This is a genomic window from Bartonella rattimassiliensis 15908, from assembly GCF_000278215.1.
Classification (GTDB): domain Bacteria; phylum Pseudomonadota; class Alphaproteobacteria; order Rhizobiales; family Rhizobiaceae; genus Bartonella; species Bartonella rattimassiliensis.
In genome coordinates this window covers 84,109-104,922 of the sequence record NZ_JH725067.1, presented here as the reverse complement: position 1 = coordinate 104,922, position 20,814 = coordinate 84,109, and the positions used below count along the sequence as shown (strand labels likewise).

Annotated in this window: 12 protein-coding genes, 2 tRNA genes and 1 pseudogene; 6 read left to right on the top strand and 9 right to left on the bottom strand. The window is 35.8% G+C overall.

Annotation, left to right across the window (positions count from 1 at the left end; all coding sequences use genetic code 11):
• Positions 1-157: 157 nt before the first annotated feature.
• The gene (locus MCY_RS06255) at positions 158-688 is read left to right on the top strand and encodes a helix-turn-helix domain-containing protein (RefSeq protein ID WP_007347530.1); all 531 of its coding nucleotides are present in this window, start codon (positions 158-160) and stop codon (positions 686-688) included.
• Between the two features lie 607 nt (positions 689-1,295).
• Here the strand turns inward: MCY_RS06255 and MCY_RS06245 are convergent.
• From MCY_RS06245 to ilvA, 5 genes and pseudogenes are all read right to left on the bottom strand, one after another.
• Positions 1,296-2,114 carry a DNA adenine methylase gene (locus MCY_RS06245; protein ID WP_007347529.1) on the bottom strand — a complete coding sequence of 273 codons (819 nt, stop codon included), beginning with the start codon at positions 2,112-2,114 and terminating at the stop codon, positions 1,296-1,298.
• A 144-nt stretch (positions 2,115-2,258) separates the two neighbouring features.
• Positions 2,259-3,146 (bottom strand): annotated as a pseudogene (locus MCY_RS06240) (phage late control D family protein); the annotation flags it as partial.
• A gap of 1,218 nt (positions 3,147-4,364) precedes the next feature.
• Positions 4,365-5,747 carry a DEAD/DEAH box helicase gene (locus MCY_RS06235; RefSeq protein ID WP_026088036.1) on the bottom strand — a complete coding sequence of 461 codons (1,383 nt, stop codon included), beginning with the start codon at positions 5,745-5,747 and terminating at the stop codon, positions 4,365-4,367.
• A gap of 289 nt (positions 5,748-6,036) precedes the next feature.
• Positions 6,037-6,567, bottom strand: a complete 531-nt coding sequence (locus MCY_RS06230) for a hypothetical protein (protein WP_007347526.1) — start codon at positions 6,565-6,567, stop codon at positions 6,037-6,039.
• 35 nt (positions 6,568-6,602) lie between these two features.
• Positions 6,603-7,868, bottom strand: coding sequence for a threonine ammonia-lyase IlvA (gene ilvA, locus MCY_RS06225; RefSeq protein ID WP_425277836.1), 1,266 nt, complete (start codon positions 7,866-7,868; stop codon positions 6,603-6,605).
• Positions 7,869-8,029: 161 nt separating this feature from the next.
• On the opposite strand from ilvA, the gene MCY_RS06220 reads away from it, so the two are divergent.
• Positions 8,030-8,115, top strand: a tRNA-Leu gene (locus MCY_RS06220).
• Positions 8,116-8,477: 362 nt separating this feature from the next.
• Here MCY_RS06220 and MCY_RS06215 read toward each other — a convergent pair.
• The 3 genes from MCY_RS06215 to MCY_RS06205 all read right to left on the bottom strand — a co-directional run bounded on the left by MCY_RS06215 (position 8,478) and on the right by MCY_RS06205 (position 12,598).
• A complete protein-coding gene (locus MCY_RS06215; protein ID WP_007347524.1) occupies positions 8,478-9,389 on the bottom strand; it encodes an outer membrane protein in 912 nt (303 codons plus the stop codon).
• A 567-nt stretch (positions 9,390-9,956) separates the two neighbouring features.
• Positions 9,957-10,229, bottom strand: a complete 273-nt coding sequence (locus MCY_RS06210; protein ID WP_007347523.1) for a hypothetical protein — start codon at positions 10,227-10,229, stop codon at positions 9,957-9,959.
• Positions 10,223-12,598, bottom strand: coding sequence for a mechanosensitive ion channel domain-containing protein (locus MCY_RS06205; RefSeq protein WP_007347522.1), 2,376 nt, complete (start codon positions 12,596-12,598; stop codon positions 10,223-10,225). Before MCY_RS06205 ends, MCY_RS06210 begins: the two co-directional genes overlap by 7 nt.
• A 176-nt stretch (positions 12,599-12,774) precedes the next feature.
• Between MCY_RS06205 and MCY_RS06200 the strand changes: the two genes are divergently transcribed.
• The 4 genes from MCY_RS06200 (at position 12,775) to MCY_RS06185 (ending at position 18,597) form a co-directional block, all read left to right on the top strand.
• A complete protein-coding gene (locus MCY_RS06200; protein WP_007347521.1) occupies positions 12,775-13,185 on the top strand; it encodes a hypothetical protein in 411 nt (136 codons plus the stop codon).
• Positions 13,186-13,263: 78 nt separating this feature from the next.
• Positions 13,264-15,777, top strand: coding sequence for a protein translocase subunit SecD (gene secD, locus MCY_RS06195; RefSeq protein ID WP_007347520.1), 2,514 nt, complete (start codon positions 13,264-13,266; stop codon positions 15,775-15,777).
• 99 nt (positions 15,778-15,876) lie between these two features.
• Positions 15,877-17,628, top strand: coding sequence for a cation:proton antiporter domain-containing protein (locus tag MCY_RS06190; RefSeq protein WP_007347519.1), 1,752 nt, complete (start codon positions 15,877-15,879; stop codon positions 17,626-17,628).
• Between the two features lie 15 nt (positions 17,629-17,643).
• Complete coding sequence (locus tag MCY_RS06185) at positions 17,644-18,597, top strand: lysylphosphatidylglycerol synthase transmembrane domain-containing protein (protein WP_007347518.1); 954 nt, start codon at positions 17,644-17,646, stop codon at positions 18,595-18,597.
• Positions 18,598-20,446: 1,849 nt separating this feature from the next.
• On the opposite strand, the gene MCY_RS06180 is transcribed toward MCY_RS06185, so the two are convergent.
• Positions 20,447-20,522: transfer RNA gene (locus tag MCY_RS06180), tRNA-Lys, on the bottom strand.
• Positions 20,523-20,814: the final 292 nt, after the last annotated feature.

Below are 20,814 nucleotides of genomic sequence, written 5' to 3'. Positions count from 1 at the left end.
TCATAACTTTCGCTCCTGCTTTAAACGGATGCTCAAACCATCCGTTTTTTGTGGGGTTAAATGTACAATAAACGCCCTCAATAGCGGGCGGTAATATGAGTTATGATTTACATTTATAAATTTGTCAACCCCAAATGTAAATATGGAGTAATTTTTTTTGGCAAAATCTGAAAAAAAACCTAAAACAGAACTCGCAAAACGGTTATGTGAAGTACGGCTCGCTCTTGGTTTTACGCAGCGCAAGCAGTTTGCTGATCATCTTACAGTACCAGAAAGTACTATGTATAATTATGAAACTGGCTTACGAGAGCCGCCTTCATCAATGTTAGTCATTTACAAAAATATTTGTGGTATAGACGTTAATTGGCTTCTCACCGGTGAAGGTGAAATGTTTAGTGACATGGCAAAAGCCAAAGCAGCTGGTTTTAAAGCACCTATCATTCCTACTGGACTTATGAAAAAGCTTGGTCGCATAGCTTATACAACTTATCGCGATGCAAATATAAAACTCCCCCCTGAAAATATAGCGGAATTAGCAGCAGAGCTTTATGGAAAACTGCAAGAGCTTGTTCAAAATATCAACGACACGGAAGAAGTAGAACTTACTTTGCCTCTTCTAAAATTGCATTTAAAGCGTCAAATCGAAGCTGAAAGTGCACATCTAGAAACCACACAAGATACGGCTTAATGCCTCTCTAAAACCAAAAATGAAAGTGGAAATCTTTTTACATTAAATATTTAATACAACATATTAATAAATAATGTTTTTTAATAAATTTTTAGAGATTTCCACGCATATATGGAAATCTTTTTTGCTTTTTGGGTCATTTTTATTTGATTTTGGAATCAATTGAACTTTTGGATTGATTTTTTTCAAAGGATCTTCAAAGGCGGTTTTCTGGGCTTTCACAGATTTTTTAAAAATCTTCAAAGGATTTTCAAAGACCTTTCAAAGCTTTCTTTCACTTTTACCATGAAAACGCATTTTTTTCTGATTTTTGGTAATTTTCGCAATTTTAGGTGTCAAAATCTATTTTGAAAAAACGCGCATTTAATGCTAAATTTTGTACATAAAAACAACAAATTATCACGTATTCCTAACTAATCCCACCTCTTCCCACTTAATGCAAAACCTACTGTCAAACTACATTGTCACCAGGTTTTGCACAATTTGACAGCATATTTTGCATCAATTTATTTTTTTTCGAAGGGTTTTTAAGGGGAGGGTCAAAGGGTCTTCAAAGGCCTTTCAAAGATCATTTAAAGACCCTTTTAAGCCACTTTTTTCTTTTTTGCTAAAAATCACAATTTGAGATGATGAGCTCTTGAGCCGGAGTCGGCTTATTTGAACCACATGTATAAGATGTGGTGACCTCTTTTATCTTAAATTGGCTGAAGGTTTTCCGAACTTCTGGCACATCATTGAGAGACAGAAGAAACTTTCCCTTTAATTGTGCAAGCAGGGTGGACATCGTCTGATAATCTTCTCGCTTAAACAAATCCTTTCCATAGCAATCCTCAACACCCCAATACGGTGGATCAAGGTAAAACAAGGTGCTTGGCCGGTCATAGCGTCTGATAAACTCAAACCAATCTAAATGTTCAATGGTTACACCTGCTAAACGCCGGTAAATGAGCTTTAATGAAGCTTCAAGTTTCAAACGATTAAACCGGGCACCACGATTAGGATCAACGCCAAACGTCTGCTTTACCACCTGCCCACCAAAACTCAACCGCTGCAGATATAAAAACCGCAAAGCACGCTCTAAATCCGTCAGCGTCTTTGGATCTTGTGTGCGTAATCGTTCAAACACCTCACGGCTACTAATCTGGAACTCTAACAATTCTATAAAAGAGTGATAATGGCGTTGCAACACCCGAAAAAAATTCACCACATCACCTGAACGATCATTGATAACTTCATATAAGGGGATTAATTTTCTCCTAAAGAACACCCCACCCATTCCAACAAAAGGCTCAGCATAAGTGCGATGAGGGATGTTTTCCATGATGTTGATAATAGTCTTCGCCAACTTGATTTTGCCACCAACATAAGCAGCAGCTGGTTCTATAGGATCAACAGATTTTAATTTTTCTTTGTGAAGTATATCCATAATTTCTTAACATTCTTTCATCTATGTTAGCCGTCTTCTCATTGCTTTAAGTGAGAAGAAGTGGCTGCGATGTTAAGTTGAGTTGCATCGGACGGGTTTGTTGCTAAACTGTTCCCGTTGGCTGGGTGACCACCAGCCCAGCCTCTATTCTTTGTTTCTTTCCTTTCCCTTGTTTGGAGCTTTGAGGGTGATTTGTGTGATGTATCCGCTTTGTTTCTCATAACGATGCATGACGGTTGCGGCTTTCCATGGTCCATTGATTTCTCCACGAAACCCTTGTAGGAGCAGAGGTTGATCGGCCATGATTTCAGGGCGTCCGGGAAGGGTCAAAGAACCACTGCCCACTGCATGGCAAAGCCTATCCGACTCAGAGGCAGCGGCAGCTCGTGCTTCCTCTTCACAAGGGTAGCAAGTCCGCAGACGACGCACAGGACCGCTAAAACCTGTTTGATGCTTGACTTGGCACTGTTGCCCTTTTGAACGATCAAAATAAGAAGCTTCAATGATGCCATATTGCGTACGTGGCTCTAATGTGAATTCCCAACTGGAACAGTCATGTTGATGGAGGGTGAGGTCTGGTAAATTGTCCCCGCTTAAAAATAAAAACTTATGGTCTTTGATCAAAAAACGCGCCTGCATGCGATCGGCAAGACGAGTTAAAAAGTCAACAGCAGATTGCTTTGTGCGAATCACATAAGGAAGAGTTTGTTTGGTAAACTGGGGACTGACCTTTGCTTGATAACCATGACGTTTAGCAAGTGTCTCAACGATCTCGCTAATGGTTTGGTGGTCAAAATGTTCACTCGCCTGTTCTTTAAGTTCTTTCTGCATCGAAGCGCTTTTGCCACAAAGGCGCAAAATCTCTCCATCACTCCCACCAAAACTGATAACCGACTCAACAACAAAACGCCCCATAAAGGCACGAATACTGTTCTCATAGCCAAAGGTAACCTGTAGGGTACTGTTGCTTGCAGGAACTTCTAAATCATGGCCACGATCATCAAAATCCGCTTCAAATGTATCGGCTTCATTCTATTATGAAATATTTATATTCTTTTTTCTTTGAGAAATTAGGGCGACATGAGACTCTATTGCTGTAAAATAGAACACTGCTGTGCTACGGTTTCACAAGCTTACTTCAAAGTTACATTTCACAACACACCTAAGCCCATCTTAAAACAGCATCCGTGAATAGTATAAAAGCTATTGAGCACACACCATCTTTACGCGTCATAAAAGAGCAAATCGATACTATCAAATACCTTTTCCTGCTCCCAATGTTTTGCAACCAGCCTTTAGCCCTTGTGATAGTATATGAGAAGCATTTTTAGTCTTTTCTTGTACAGTTTATACCCACGCACCCGCCTCACTTATAACATGCAAGCAAATGGTTTTAGTTGATTCAACACAAAACAGGTTAGAAATAAAAGAATCTTACGTTATTGAAACCCCTTATTCAAGTTTCAAAACAGTAAATTATTTTCATAAATCAATACATTGAATTTTTTACGAGCTGTATCAACTTTTATATGCCAGATTGAAGCGAGCGGCATATATCTGCTTGTATAATCTCAAATAAACAGACAATCTAATTTGAGTAAAATGTAAAGTTTTAAGAGTATAAACTAGTTCGCATCCTTACCATTATTTCTTTATTCAGCTTTACGACTTTCAAAAGTATTTAAAGCAATGTCCTTTAAATAATGGATCGTTTATTGCTATACTCTTTTGTTTTTAAAGTTCTTTAATGGGGTTAGGCCCCCTCACGTAAACAGAACACCATTGTGTTGCTAAATTCACGCACTTGCTTCAAAGAGATATCTCTCAATACATCTGAGCCCATTTGACGACAGCACCCATAAATGCTATAATATCAAAGCCATTGCATCCCACCATCTTTGCTGACAATAAAAACACCATCATACTAGTTTCCAACGCTCAATATCAGAAATACCCCTTGGCTTCAAAAGAGTTTAAAAGAGTCACTTTATTTATTGCTTAAATGTTTATCCACACGACAATCTCACTTGTAACGTGCGAATGAATAGTCTTGATAAATCAATATAAACAAATTTGAAATGAAAAAATATATCTTTGTATATCAATAAAATTTATTTTTATTCATATTTTTTTAAATGGAAATAAAGAAAACAAATAATTGCCTCTACAGAAGTGACTTTTTTAAAATATTTTTAAACCAACTAAACTATTCAAAGATTTCCAACACATAATTTCCTTTCAAGATCTTATTTAAGCAGCCTTCTTGATTGACTTTCGGCAACGAAAAAGCTTTACCCGCTTTGCCACCGCTTTTGATTTTTTATGCTTTTCATTTGGCGATGAAGAATTCTTTCGCTGTAACTGTGTAGCATCATTTTTCCGACTTAAAAACCGTTTCTGACGTCTAGATTTTTTTAAACAGCGTTCTTTCTTGTTTTCTTTTTCTCCACTTTCTAATATAATGGTTTTTTCTGGGAATGGTGCAAATTGTTCTGGAAGAGCTTCAGACACCAATTTCATACGAATTAAACGCTCGATAGCCCGTAACCGAGCCCGTTCTATCCTTTCATCAAAAAGCGTAAGTGCCTCACCAGATGCACCATTGCGTCCCGTCCGACCAATACGATGCACATAACTTTCAGCTTCATCTGGTAAGTCATAATTAATAACGTGGCTTATACCTGGTATATCAATGCCACGTGCAGCAATATCTGTTGCAACAAGGATTTGTACCGCTCCTTCACGAAAAGCTTTTAAAGCAGATTGGCGTGCACCTTGTGATTTATTCCCATGAATTGTTGCAACTAAATAGCCTATCTTTGCTAAATGACGTGTGACAGCATCAGCCCCATGTTTAGTTCGAGTAAAAACAATACTCGAAGAAAAAGCTGGATTGGTTAAAAGTTTACTTAAAATATCCTTTTTTTCACTTGTAGGGACACAATATAATTTTTGACGAATTTCTACAGCTGTCGTTCCTTGAGGAGCAACTTCAATCTTAACCGGATCATTGAGTAAACATTTTGCAAGCACAGCAACTTCTTTCGGCATTGTTGCAGAAAAAAGTGCTGTCTGACGTTTTTGATTCAAAAGCTTTGAAATTTGCTTGACGTCATGAATAAACCCCATATCCAACATACGATCAGCTTCATCCAAAATCAAAAAATGAGTTTGAGAAAGATCAACACACTTTTCATGAACAAGATCTTTCAAACGCCCTGGAGTCGCTATCAAAACATCCACACCGGCTTTCATACGTTTAATTTGTTTTAAACGTGATACACCTCCAAAAATAAGGCACGTCGAAAGATGCGCCCCTTTTGCCACAGTGCGAATTATTTCATCAATCTGAACAGCAAGTTCACGCGTTGGAACTAAAATCAAAGCTCGTGCAGTTTTAGGACAGCGTTTATCACCCAAAGTCAAAATCTGACTTAAAATAGGTAAGCCAAATGCCAAAGTCTTTCCAGAACCTGTTTGCGCAATACCTAAGATATCGTTTCCTTTCAACATCACAGGAATAGCTTGCTCTTGTATAGGCTTAGGTTTACTCATCCCAGAAATGAGTAAATTCCTAACCAAAAGAGTAGACACACCTAACTTTGTAAAAATATTTTCTTTTTTTATATGCAAAATAAAATCTTTCCTCAGCTTAATTTTTACTAAATAATCAGCTGAACTTTCCACTCAAGAATCCGCGCAAGAGAAATTCTTGACATTTCTAACGAATCAACACTTTAAAAGTAGCTGGTACAACTCACGAGCATCTCGAAATCGAGATAAAGGCATATAAATTTCACTTTATAAAGAGCCAAGAAATCAGCCTAAACACCTTTACCCTTATTATCTTTAGATAATGATAAAAAATCAAGATCTTTATAAGATACATTTATCGCAACCAAAAAACAATAGTTTAAATCGTTTATTTTTTAGTGATTGTTTCTATCGGTAAATGTACCTTGATAAAATCGGGATAAATCTCGAGAAAAACTGGATTTTGTAAAGTTTTTTGACCACCATAAATTAAATACCATTGCGTTTTATCAAAAATCGCCAATGTTTTATATTGAATGATGCGATCCTTCATCTCAAGAACCGTTGGAATTAAAGCATACACCGTGCCATTATCAGTTTGTAAATATTCTATATTTTCTTTATCTAAACGATAAGAATCAGAAGGCAAGCCCTCAAATTGCCGTTTCAACTGTTGAAGAAAATTCTCACGTAAAGCACTCTGTGTTGTATTCAATCGACGTGCCATCTCCTTATAAAGCCGCTCAGGCATATACCGAGAAATAAGTGTAAAATTTCCACTTTTTATAGCATTATTGACATCAGTAACCACTCTTAAAAGTTCATCTTTTTGCATTGTCATTGGCTGAGATGCCAAACTCTGTTGATGAGCAATCAAAAAGAAAAAAAGACTCACCACAAAATAAAAAATAGGTTTCATTGTTATACTTCTTGTTTTAGTAAAATTTTAATTTTTCAAATAACAAAATCAAATAATGTTTGATCATCAGTAATATCACGATAACGCCAACCTAACGCTTGAAATTTTTTCTCTAAAAGACAAAAGTTATCGTATTTTTTTGTTTCAATTGCGACCAATACAGAACCGAAGTTTCTCGCCGATTTTTTTAGATATTCAAAACGTACAATATCATCATCTGGTGATAATGTAGAAAGAAAATGACGCAATGCCCCAGGATGTTGCGGAAAACTAAAAATAAAATATTTTCTCAAGCCTTGGAAACGTAAAGAACGCTCTTTAATCTCTGGCAAACGTTCAAAATCAAAGTTACCCCCTGAAATCACAAGAAGAATTTTTTTGCCCTTTAACTCTTGAGGATGAATACTGTTAAGCGCATCAATCGATAAAGCACCAGCCGGCTCAAGAACCACACCTTCCACATTAAGCATTTCAACCATCGTCGAACAAACGCGATTTTCAGGAACAGTAACGACACAATCAGGGGAAAACTGCTTTAAGATTGTATAATTTAATGCACCAATTTCAGCCACAGCAGCACCATCGACAAATGTATCAATATTTTCCAGTTTAACGCGTTTTCCACTCTCCAAACAAGCCAGCAAACTCGCCGCTCTTTGCGGCTCAACAAAAAGCATCTTTGTTTTCCAACCATATTCACGTAAAAACTTGCTCACTCCACTTGCTAAGCCCCCTCCCCCTACCGGCACAATCATTAAATCCGGTTCACTTTCTCCATTAAGTTTTTTCCATTGCAAAACCGCTTCGCAAAGCACTGTTGCCTGCCCTGTAATAATGCGAATATCATCAAAAGGTGGAGCCATTATCCCCCTGCTCTCCACGACAAAGGATTGCGCAGCTTCATAACATTGATCAAACGTTTCACCAACCAAACGAATATCAATAAACTCTTTACCAAAAATACGTGTCTTCTCAATTTTCTGTTGTGGCGTTGTCATAGGCATAAAAATCACGCCATTACGTTTAAAATAACGACAAACAAATGAGACCCCTTGCGCGTGATTCCCCGCTGAAGCGCAAACGAATGCAGAATCAGACGATATACTGCTAAGCATTTCTGAAACAAAATTGAAAGCACCACGAATCTTATAAGACCGCACCGGCGTTAAATCCTCACGCTTCAAATAAATTTCTGCATCATACTTTTGACTAAGAAAATCATTTCTTTGCAGTGGTGTTTCAGCAAACACGTGATGCAATCCCTCCATAGCTTTTGTAACGTCTTGAATAAATTGACTCATACGCCTCATCATTTCATGCATTGTTTATATTATAAAAGCTTTTTCTAACGATAAAGAAAACCATTGTCAGTCAAAATTTCACTAAAAAAGAATGATTTTTTTTTCTTTTGTCATTAATTCTTGATTCAATAAAAGATATAGCTTATGAGAAAGCTCTCATTGCGGACGTGATGAAAACGGTAAACATAGCAGACTTAAAATCTGCCGGTCGAAGACCTTGCGGGTTCAAGTCCCGCCGTCCGCACCACAGCATGTGGTTTCCGCTTTATTTTCTAAATTTAGCTCAAAGAGCTTCTTTTAGATCAAAAAGCTATTGTTTACTTTTTTAGCTCTATAATGGTATCATCAAATGATAGCTGTAATGATATATAAAGACGAATCATTTCTTCTTTGTGAACAAAGATTCGCCCATAGCTTATAAACTAAAGAATTTTCATTTTTAATAATTTAAGGATCTGAGTAACGCTTCCTTACCGGCTCATAGTCACTCAAAATCAAAACCTTTTTTTACCATAACGGAAGCATTGAGAATGCATAAAATTAAAAAAATAAAGGCCCTACCAACGATAGGACCTCTTAAACAACTAAGCTACTTTATTCCCACAAAAACTAAAATTTGTAAGCTATTCCTGCACGAAAATCATTTGTCTTATACTCAACTTCAATCTCGTCTTTAAATTTCTTTTTACCAAAGTCTGAGTAACGATATTCCGCCCGTACAATAAAATTATCTGTCATTGCAAAGTCAACACCACCACCAACAGTATAACCCATCATCATTTTTGTAACATCCGATGTCCTATTAAAGGGCTCATCTCCTGTAATGACTGTCGACAAAACATCTTGAAATTGTCCATAAGCGATGCCCCCAGCAATATAAGGCATCACACGATGAGCAGATAACCCTACACGCGCCCGTGTAGCACCTGTCCATTTTTGTGTTAAAGTATGATTAAAAGTTAAACTACTTTTTTGTGCATCTCTTTGATTTCTTAAAGCAGACCCTTTATGAAATTGGCGTGCCATAACATCGCCATTTTTATTTTCTATATTCTCAGAATCAGATACACTAGCCCTAGGTTCTTCAGTACCAGTTCCACTGGCACTAGACTCTTCAGAACGACTGAAAGTTTTTGTATTCTTTTTTTCCGTTAAAAGAATATCCGTATCAATCCCCATAATAAAATTATTACCGAGATCAAAATTAACACCCGCATATAAACCACCTACGAACCCAGAAAGTTCAGGCATATAGTTTTTTTGCACTGGTATCCATGGTTTCCTTTTACTCTCCTCATCTGGATAGAGAGGAATATCAACATCAGGCGTTATTGCAGAAGTTTTACTCGAAAAACCACCAATTTGACCTCCAAAATAAAAACCTGCCCACGAAAAAGGTGAAGAAGCAACAACTGCTGAAGCAACATATACCGGTTCTTCAGGAATTATCACATCTGCAGCCTGTACGATAGAAGATGAAACCAAAGAAAAAACGGATGCTGTTATAAATTTTGTATTCATAAAATTATACTCCACTGCTAAATTCAAATATAATCAAAAATTACATTTAGAAAAACAAATTTTTATAAAATTTTATACACAAAAATTGCATGTACTCCTTTATATTTATATTTAAATATATTACTGTATAAATATATCATTACATCAAAATTGAATTTTATCAAATAAATTATTAACTTATTATAATAATAGATAATTTAAATTATAAATATTGACTAAAAAGATTTATTATTTTTATTAAAAATGAGACAATACAATATCTTTATTTATTGCAAAATAATCGCAATAAAAATCATTAAATTATGATATTTCATGTTTTTTATAGGAGAAAAACTACACAGGTAATGTAATTATTTTTTATAATAACGAATACTAATTAAATAGTATTATAAAACATAAAACACTATCAATAATTCCTAAATATTATTATGGTAAAAATGCATATTATAAGTTTACATATATAAAAAGTTATTCCTATCTTACACTAAAATCATAATTTTTTGCCATTTTTAAAGTATAAGTTTATTAATTATCTTTCTAAATTTTGTTTGAAACCAAGTCCTAATGTCATTTAAAAATTACCCTTCCCCTCTTGATTTCTATATTATCATCTGCCTTTATTGCAAACCGGTCTTTATTAGGAAAAGTTATAAAACATCCCTTCATACAAATTTTAATTGTTTGATGCGTATTTAAAGAAATTTTTGAAGGTATACTTCCTTCAACAACAGTAATAGACTGCACTTTTAAATCAGTATTTTTCACTATTGCAGCAAAAGCTGTTATGGTAAAATTATTCAACAGAATAACTATCATCAAAGCATAACTATATTTCAGCATTCTAAGATTCCTTCCTCAGAAAAACGCTTATATAAAACAAATCGAAGAGCATTAGTTATATGAGAAGATGAAGTAATATTAGGCACATAAATAGCCAAATTAAAAGAAAGGCTTTTATGATTAAATGCAGTAAAACTCACCTGCGGCATAGGATTTTTTAAAACGCCTTCTGTCGTAGAAACAATCTCTAATAAAATTTCAGCCACCCGCTCTGGAGCAACCTTAGATGATACAGTCACTGGAATATCAATTCGTCCTATTTTACTACGTCGTGTCCAATTACCAACATTGTTATTAATAAGGCTTGAATTGGGAATAATAATCGTCTTACGCTGAATGGTTTCAAGTTCCGTTGCCCGCACATTAATACGCTTAACAATACCAGCAACTGATCCAGATTCGATATAGTCTCCTATTTTAAAGGGTCTTCCAACCAAAATAATAAGTCCAGAAACAAAGTTTTGGACAATATTTTGTAAACCAAAACCTATACCAAGTGAAAGTCCTCCAGCAATGAGAGCAAAATTTCTAAGATCCAAACCTGCCATTGACAATCCTGCCAAAACAGACACAACAACGCCCCCATAACTTATAACCGTTTTGATAGAATTACGAATACCAGAATCAAATTCTCCATGAACCAACACCACGTGATCTAACCAACCAATAAATCGGCGAATAAGAAACCAGCAAACACAAAAAGAAATAACTCCTGTTACAAGAGAAACTAAAGAAATAGTCATATTTCCAATCTGAAAACCGGTCACCAATTGCCAGAGCACTGCTTTCAAATCAGAATAAGAAAATCCAAACTGTACAGCAATTGGCATTGTACAAAATATAACAACAAACAAATTAAGAAAAACGCTTACAACAACTCCCAATTGGTTCATCATTTTTTCTTCTAAATGAAACCTCTGCATCAAAAGATGACCAACCATTGTTTTCATAAATTGGCCTTTAGTTCCAAGTGCTTGAGCACTTTGTATTCCTAAATACATGAGAACTAAAAATGCTCCACCAATCATCATCTGCTGTATAATAAAACGTGCAAGACCAACATAGCCTAAAAAATTCAACACAAAGAGCAATAATCCCAAGCCAATAAGAGGAAGGCGGATATAAAATGGCCAAAAATGTGGCTCTTTTTTTTCTCCTTGAAAATTCCCACATTTAAACCGCAAAGGTACAAATGCTATTATAAACAGCAATATGGCCACAAGAAAAACAGCAATAAAACTTTTAGCAATTGTCAAAGATAAAGGCGCTGAAATGATTTGATAAATACTATCAAGAATAGCATCAAAAGCCAAAACGCCCCCTAAAAAAGTGAGTAAAATCACCAATTGAAAAGCAGACGACGGTGCAATATTGAAAAGACGCACATAGGGCCTATTAGATGATAAAAGAACAACTGCTAAACGGTTGATTAAGAAGACTAAAATAATTTGACAACCGATCATATCAAAAACGGTTGTAAGCTTACCTGGATCTAAGTTAAAAAGACGAAACGAAAACAGCACAAGATAAACGCAAAGAATACATACAAGCGAAGGTAAGAGAACTGAAATAAAGGCAATCAATAAGCGCTGTAAATAAGATATTTCCTCGTTAAACTTTGTAAAGTGGCCCTGCACATGGATAAGAACTTTATGAGAAACATACGCAAGACCCAAAGTAATAAAAAGTGGAATCAAAAAGGAAAGGAATAGTTGTAACAATTTGAAATAAATGATAAAGTTCCACCAAGAATCGAGCAACAAAAGAAAATCTGATAAAGCTTCTTTTGTTTTTTGGGCAAGATGTTTTACCATCGATATCGAAAACTCAAGCCTATAGGTAAGTGTACGTTTAAAAAGCTCACGAGATTGAGAAATAGAAAGTTCAGCTATTCTATTTGTCGCCAAAAAAATTGCTTCAAACTGAAGCATTATATTATTAATTTCAGCTTTTTTCTCTATCCAATAAGCATATTCTTTCCCAGAGCTTTTCAGTTTTTTTACGTCATGTTGGAGCTCGGCTAATTGATCAAGAAGGGTATTAATCTCATTAAGAGGAGAACGCAAAGCAAATGCTTCTTCTATGGTACGTTGACGAATATCTTGAGCCCGTAATCGCAGTTCTTCCAAAGCCCGCTCATTTTCTAATTTTCTGTCAAAATCTCTTTTTAAAGTTTCAGTATTTTCTTCAAGCGTCTTAAGAATAAGCCGTTGTTGTTGAATGATTTCATCCACTGAATAAGGAACAATTGTTTGTTCTACAATTGTATTTTGTGCCCCCCTATTTCCCCATGCACCAGAATTAAAAACAACGATCATCCCCAAAAGAAAGAAAAGTTTGTGAATATTTTTTCTACAAAATGAATACATATATACCTTATACATACAAAAAGGATTTTACACTCCCTCTTTTAAAATATGGTATAAGAAAGACATTTTCAACTTTTGTAGAATAATCTTATAAAGGCTTTCACTTATTTTATAATACTGATAAAAAAGAAAAGAATAAGCTATAAACTCAATAAGATTAAAGAGGGCACTTTAGCATGCTTTTTTTGCACCTCTATTGCAAAAAAGAAAATTTTTTTCCTTTGACAACTTGGATTTTTCTATCCAGCTTGAGTGTATTCTTAACAAGCAATCTAGGAGCACGTGCTTATTTAATCAAACAATCACACACGAATACTATCATTAAAACGAATAGATTCGATTTCCAAAGTTATAGATTTAATTTACAAAATCAACGTTATCAATTGAGTGTTCCTGTAACTGACAGCAGAAAACTGATCACACTCTATACAGAATCCATTTTTATGAAGGCCCTTCAACAAATCCTAACATTGGGTCTTTTTTTAATAAATATTCCAGTTATTGACACACAATTTCATAACTTTCAAACACAATATTTTTCCAATAAGCGTGCTCCGCCCAATGAACGCATTTTTCTTTTTACTTGAATTGTAAAACGATCATCCTATTTTATTTTTGCTTTTAAATTTGAATCACTGTTAGATTGCCTATTAACGGAATATATCATGCGTACACCAGGTTGGTTGACTACCCTTTATTGTTTTATCCTATTAAGCAGCATTTACATTGCTTTGCCCAATTTATTTTCACAAGAACAGGTTAAAAACTTAAAGTTCTTACCCGATACCCGTGTAGCACTTGGCCTTGACCTTCAAGGAGGCTCTTCTCTCTTGCTCGAGGTTGATAGCAAAACATTAAAGCGCGATCAATTGCACATCATTTTAAACAATGTGCGTAATACCCTGCGTGAAAAACAAATCCGTTCCTCGAGTGTTCGTATCATTGAAGATAGCATTGTTGTCATTATTTCTGATCCAAAACAAACTGAAAAAGCACTCTCTGCTTTAAACACATTAATAACCCCCATACATGGTAGCTTTGGCGTTACAGAACATAACATCACAATCACCGCTCAAAATGAAACATTTCGTATCACATTAACGCAAGCGGGTATAAAAGACCGTATCAGCAATGCTATTGAACAAAGTTTAGAAATCATCCGTCGCCGTATAGATCAAGTTGGTGTTTCAGAACCCGCCATCCAAAAGGTTGGAACTGATCGTATTATGGTCCAATTGCCCGGTTTACAAGACCCAAAACAACTGCGTGACCTTTTAGGAACAACTGCTAAGATGAGTTTTCATCTTGTTCCTTCCAATGTAGACATCAATAACCCGCCTATAGGTGTTTCAATCCTTCCTGGATATACCGATGAGACACAACATTATGCAATTTATGATCAAATTGCTTTAGATGGCAATGTCCTTAAAGATGCCCGTGCCGGTTTTGACCCGCAAATGCCTGGACGTTCTATTATTTCATTTACTCTAGATTCCGCTGGAGCAAAAATATTTGCTGATATCACACGACAAAACATTAATCGTCCTTTTGCCATCGTTCTTGATAATAAGGTTTTAACTGCCCCTACCATCAACAGTGTCATTCCCAATGGGCAAGGTCAAATTACAGGAAACTTTGAGCCCAAAGAAGCCTCAACTCTAGCTGCCCTTCTGCGAGCTGGTTCCCTTCCCGCACCACTCACGGTCATTGAAGAAAGAATTGTCGGTCCAAATCTTGGCGCTGATGCTATCCAAATGGGCCTTTACACCGGTATAATCGGCTTTATTCTCGTTTCAGTTTTTATTTTTCTTCTCTACCGCATTTGGGGGCTCATTGCGAATATAGCACTCGCCCTCCACACGATTTTAACATTTGCTGCCCTAAGTCTGCTCGGTGCTACGCTTACCCTTCCTGGTATTGCTGGTATTATCTTAGGCATCGGTATTGCAGTTGATGCCAATATTCTCATCAATGAACGTATCCGTGAAGAAAATCGAAAAGGTGTGGGCGCTTTTGCGGCCCTAGATCGTGGATTTAAACAAGCTTTTGCCACCATTGTTGATGCAAACGTTACGGCCATTATAGCGACTACTTTACTCTTTTGGTTTGGCACCGGTCCTGTTCGTGGTTTTGCCGTAACAATGTTGCTTGGTATTATCATCTCCATGTTTACAAATATTACCATTGTACGCATCATGATGATTTGGATCGTTCGTAAATGGAAAATTAAAAACTTGCATATTCACTCTACTTTCAACCTTATCCCACAACATACAACTTTCCACTTTATGAAGGCACGCTTTATAGGTATTGGCACCTCTATTGTTTTATCAATTGCTTCAGTTTTTCTCTTTTTTAAGCCTGGCTTAAATTTCGGAATTGATTTCATTGGCGGCAGCCAAATGAGTATTACCACGAAAGCACCAGCAGACCTAGCAACTTTGCGTTCCAAGCTTTCTACTCTTCATATTGGTGAAATTACCCTGCAAAATGTTGATAACGCAAACACGGTATTAATTCGCATGCAGAAACAAAATGGGGACGAAGCCCAACAAACTATTGCCATTGATAAGGTCAAAACCGCTATACAAGCCATCTATCCGGATACCACATTTGATCAAATAGAAGTTGTTGGCCCCAAAATTTCAAGCGAGCTTGCTACCGCTGCTTTTACGGCTGTTATTCTTGCGGCTATTGCCATGTCACTTTATATATGGTTACGCTTTGAGTGGTTCTTTGCCATTGGAGCCATTATCACACTTATTCTAGACACCACCAAAATGATTGGCTTTTTTGCTTTATTTCAATTTGATTTTAATTTAACGGCTATCGCTGCGCTTTTAACAATTGTTGGATATTCTATAAATGACAAAGTTGTCGTCTATGATAGGATGCGCGAAAATATGCGTCTTTATAAAAAAATGCCGTTGCGCGAACTGATTGATCTGTCAATTAATCAAGTTCTTATTCGTTGTTTTTTTACATCAGCCACAACCATTCTCGCTATGCTTCCCATGGCGATATGGGGTGGAAGCGCTGTTCATAATTTTGCCTTGCCGATGGTCTTTGGGATTATTATTGCAACATCATCCTCTATCTTCATTGCTGCTCCTATCTTACTCTTGCTAGGAAATTGGTGGCGTGAACGAAATAATCGTGCAAATACTCAAGTGAAATGAAAATGTCCTTTAATGCATATGATACATCCCGTTTCTCTTCTCATAGATATATCGTCATTTTTATTCATTCTCCTTTTGATCAAGAATAGTAAATAACCCATGCTCCACGACACACCACTTATTACAACAATTGTTGCAGGCTTATGTTTAGCATTTCTCTTGGGAATGATTGCTAGCCGTTTGCGTATTTCACCCCTTGTAGGCTATTTGTTAGCTGGTGTTATTGTGGGACCCAATACAGGCGGATTTAAAATAGATTCCGGTATTATTAGTCAACTTGCTGAAATTGGTATTATTTTGCTCATGTTTGGTGTTGGGCTACACTTTTCATTAAAAGACCTTTTATCTGTCAAAGCGATTGCTGTCCCTGCTGCTCTTGCACAAATGGCATTTTCTACTTTTCTAGGCTTCTGCCTTGGGCTGATTATGGGATGGGGCTTTAGCGGTAGTTTGATTTTCGGTCTTGCTTTATCCATAGCAAGTACTGTGATCTTGCTTCGTGCTTTGCAAGAGCGTCATCTTATTGAAACGGAAAAAGGACGCATTGCTGTTGGGTGGTTGATTATTGAAGACCTAGCAATGGTCCTTATACTTGTCCTCATCCCTTCCTTGGCCAGTGCTCTCAGCAATACAAAAAAAGAAGCATTAGATCCTCTTGTACAATGGTTGGATTTAAGTATTTGGGGTATTTTTGGTCTCACCATCTTAAAAGTAATTTTATTTATCGCCCTTATGCTCATCATTGGTCGACGCGTTATCCCATGGCTTCTAAAAATAAGTGCACAATCTGGATCACGTGAATTATTTCGTCTTAGTGTTTTTGCTATTGCCTTAGGTGTAGCTTTCGGAGCTGCTCATTTATTTGGTGTTTCTCTTTCTCTTGGTGCTTTTTTTGCCGGTATGGTCATGAGCGAATCAGAATTAAGTCATCGTGCCGCTGAAGAATCTTTACCCCTACGCGATGCCTTTTCTGTTCTCTTTTTTGTTTCTGTAGGCATGTTATTTGATCCAGAGAAACTCTTGACTCACTTTTTTCCTCTCTTAGCAACCGTATTCATTATCGTCCTGGGAAAATCTGCTGTTACCTTTTTCATCGTTAAAGCTTTCCGCTACTCTAATGCCACGGCTTTAACTATTTCGGCAAGCCTTGCTCAAATCGGAGAATTTTCCTTTATCCTTGCAGGGTTAAGTTTAAGTTTAGGGCTTTTAAACAATGATGCCCATGATTTAATTCTTGGAGGAGCTATTTTTTCTATTTTGCTCAATCCTCTTATTTTTACTGCCTGTAATAAAATTAAAAAACATCTAGAAAAGAATTCTGCATCTTTACAAAATACCCAAACAATTATTGATCTTGATCCACAGGATCCTGATCAAGATTTTTTACCGATCACCTTAAAAAATAACCATATTGTAATTATTGGCTATGGTCGTATCGGTAAATGTATTGCATTATCTTTAATAAACAAAGATAAACCCATTGTCATCGTAGAAGAATCAAAACGCCTCTCTGATAAAGCGCTTGCAGATGGCTTTGAGGTTATTTGCGGCAATATCATTCAACAAGAGATAATGAATGCAGCGAATATAAATAATGCACACAAAGTTGTTATTACAATGCGAAACACCATTGAAGTCGGTGAATGTATAGTAAATATACGTGATAAGAAGAAGGATATCCAGATAATCGCGCATGCATTATCTGATACAGAAACTGCTTATCTCATTGATTTAGGTGCTGATGTTGTAGTAACGGATGATGAAGAAATTGCCCATGGCATTATAGCGTATATAGCGGAACAGAGATCTGTAAAGAATATGCTCGATCATAAAAATTTACAGAAAACATAAAATGGATAAAAAAGCGTGAAAATAAAGCAATTTATATGGCCCTTAATTGGTATCTTCGCAATGCTGATATCTATTCGGATTCTTTATATTAAGCTTTCTACCATTTCGTTTGAAGATGTATTGGAACGCTTGAGCAGCTTAGATGCACAGCACTGGTTATTAGCCTGTTTATGTTCTCTCCTCGCGTATGCTGCTCTTGCTGGATATGATCGCATTGCCTTACAACATCTAGGTCATAAAATTTCTTGGATTTTTATCGCTATATGTTCATTTACAACCTATGCTCTTTCACACAATATCGGCGCTTCAGTTTTTTCTGGTGCCGTCGTGCGCTATCGTGCCTATAAAATGAAAGGATTAAATGGAACAGAAATCGCAATATTAGTAGGTTTTTGTTCTTTTACTTTTGTCATTGGTACAGTTTTACTTTCAGGAATCGTTTTGGTTTTTCAACCTGAAATTATCACCCTCATTCATGAAGAGCTGCCTAAATGGCTAGGAACAACGATTGGGGTAGTTTTACTCAGTTGTATAGCACTTTATACGTTTGGCAGCTGGCTTCAATTGAACCCCTTACGTTTGGGCAAGAAAATCCAGCTTTCCTATCCACGGCTAAAAATTGTTATTCAACAGCTCCTCATTAGCCCCTTAGAGCTTTTAGGAGCAGCGGGAATTATATATGCTGTTCTCCCTCACAATGCCGACATTCATTTTATCTCTGTTCTTGGTGTTTTCCTAGCATCTTTTACGCTAACGCTTCTTTCCAATGCTCCAGCAGGAGGAGTAGGCGTTCTTGAAGCTCTCTTCATAACCGGCATGCCCAATGTAAATCCAACCGATGTTATTGCAGCTCTTATTGTCTTTAGATTACTTTATTTGATCATACCGCTTATTATCTCATTATTTGTGGTCGCCATTTTTGAAGGACAACAATATTGGAAAAGCTCTCCTAAAACACCGCCTGAATAAATAAAAGGCCATCACTAGCCTCTTTTTTCTGTACCTATAAATGTATCGTCATACTAAATTTTATGTCATCATACTCGGTTTAATGGAATCTATGCACAAATACAATTATTACTTGTATTACGCTTTTTTATATTGAGATTTGAAGTGCCACTTTTATAAGAATCTTACTCTACGAATAAGCATAGAAATATTGATCTCCTTTTCTTAAAAAAATTTTCCTAGAACTTTTAAAAGTATATATTCGTATAGAAAAACAATCGTTTCTATACCCTTCAATTAACATTTAATCTTAAATATTGGAGCTTCTATTTCATAGTTTAATCGACTTTTTGTTGGATAAAACACATGATTGTAAAACTTTTTGCAAAAAATACAAATGTTCAAACTTAAAAACCTTTATCTGAAAATAACTTCACTTTTTTATTTGAAAAAGAAAAAGCGCTATAGATCAAGAACACTTAAATAACCTTTTTTAATAAAGTGAGTGCCTCTAAACAATTATCCCCCAAATACAGGAAGAATCTGTATACCTATTGCGTCAACTTCATTCTTTAAAAACATTGCTCTAAGACTTTTGAAGTTCGTGTCACGTCGAATTAAAGGATGATGATAAAGATGAAAGCTAATTTTCACCTATGCATCTTTATGTTCTCCCTCAATTAAGCTAACTCCCTATTTTTAGCAGATTACACCAACAGAAAAACGTAATACCCTTGCTGCCATTTGTCATACAAAAGCTGATACAGCTCGTAAAAGAACTAAACCGTCTCAATTTTTGTCTCAAACATATAGCTATCTTGGAATAACTGTCTTGGGATTGGATGTTGATTGATAAACAACAACAAAAACATGAGCTTTCTTAGGAACGCCGTGTGTAACAAACACGGACATTAATCCGTCGTTCCACTTTCCCCTCAAAAAGACAGTATGATATAAGCACCCCCAACATCTAAATCACGATACGCTTTTCAAACATAAAAGGATAGCCAATATTTTAAAAAGAATGAGAAAGATTATTTCATTCCCTATCCACCTTTAGTTTGAGTATCTGTTCAACACTTTCGGCTTTTTTTAACAAACTTTCTTTTAATATCAAAAGTATTGAAACAAAAAAAGCTCTAAATATTAAAGTTTTTTTTATTCAAAATGAACGTAATAAATTAATATACTCCAATGACTTTAAGCAACTTTCTTAATATTTATATTTTTAGCAGTTAAGCTTTAACGGGAATAACTGAACAGTTTAGTCATTTAACACTTGAAGCCTCATTAAAGCTTATTTTCTGTTGTTTATCCAGTACGATCACTGAACAGTTAAAATGATCTGATTTTATTTCTGTTATAGCCACCGAAACACTTTTTTATCTTAATTCCACCTCTTAGCATACGGATGATTATTCTAGAAGTTTTTTGGTGAAGCGCAGGGACTATAAGATAATTTCCACGCTGCGGACACACCGAAAAGAAAAAATTTTTCTATTTTAAAACAATATGTCAGAAATCCTAAAAACTTTTAGTCAATTTGTATTAAAATTCGTCAATTTACATTAAAAGAAGTGAAAACTGTTGATTTTTATAACTCTTTAAATCACACAATTGTTGATAAGAGATTTCCTCTCACCCATTGCGATTTAAAAAACGATACGCATTAAAAAACCTTGAAAACTTCCTTTAAAAATGGCTTGATCTTAAAGCCCATGTTAAAATATACAAAACCTGATGATAAGCTATATTAACAATCTGCACTCAAACAAAGGCATATAGGGAGTCCTCTCCCAACTGTATCGAGCATCTTGTATCTTAAAAAAAACTTACGCAATTAATCCATTATTTATGGTATAAAACCAAATGGTGGGTGATGAGGGGATCGAACCCACGACCCGCTGATTAAGAGTCAGCTGCTCTACCGACTGAGCTAATCACCCATAAACTTCTCAAAAGATCAGAATGAGTGTTTCTATAACGCTCACAAGGATAGATGTCTAGATATTTTGTTGTTTTTTTATATGGCCTCATTATCTATAAGGTTAAAAATATGACATTCGCCACTTGATCTTATATAAAAATAAACCCATTATAAGGAATTCTATAAATAAATGCCCTGCTTGTTATACAGAATCTATATTTGGAGGATTATCGAGCATAATGCCCGAACAAAATTTAGAGGAGCCTTCTTGTGATTATAAGTGCAATGGGGCATCATTTTGTTTTATCAAT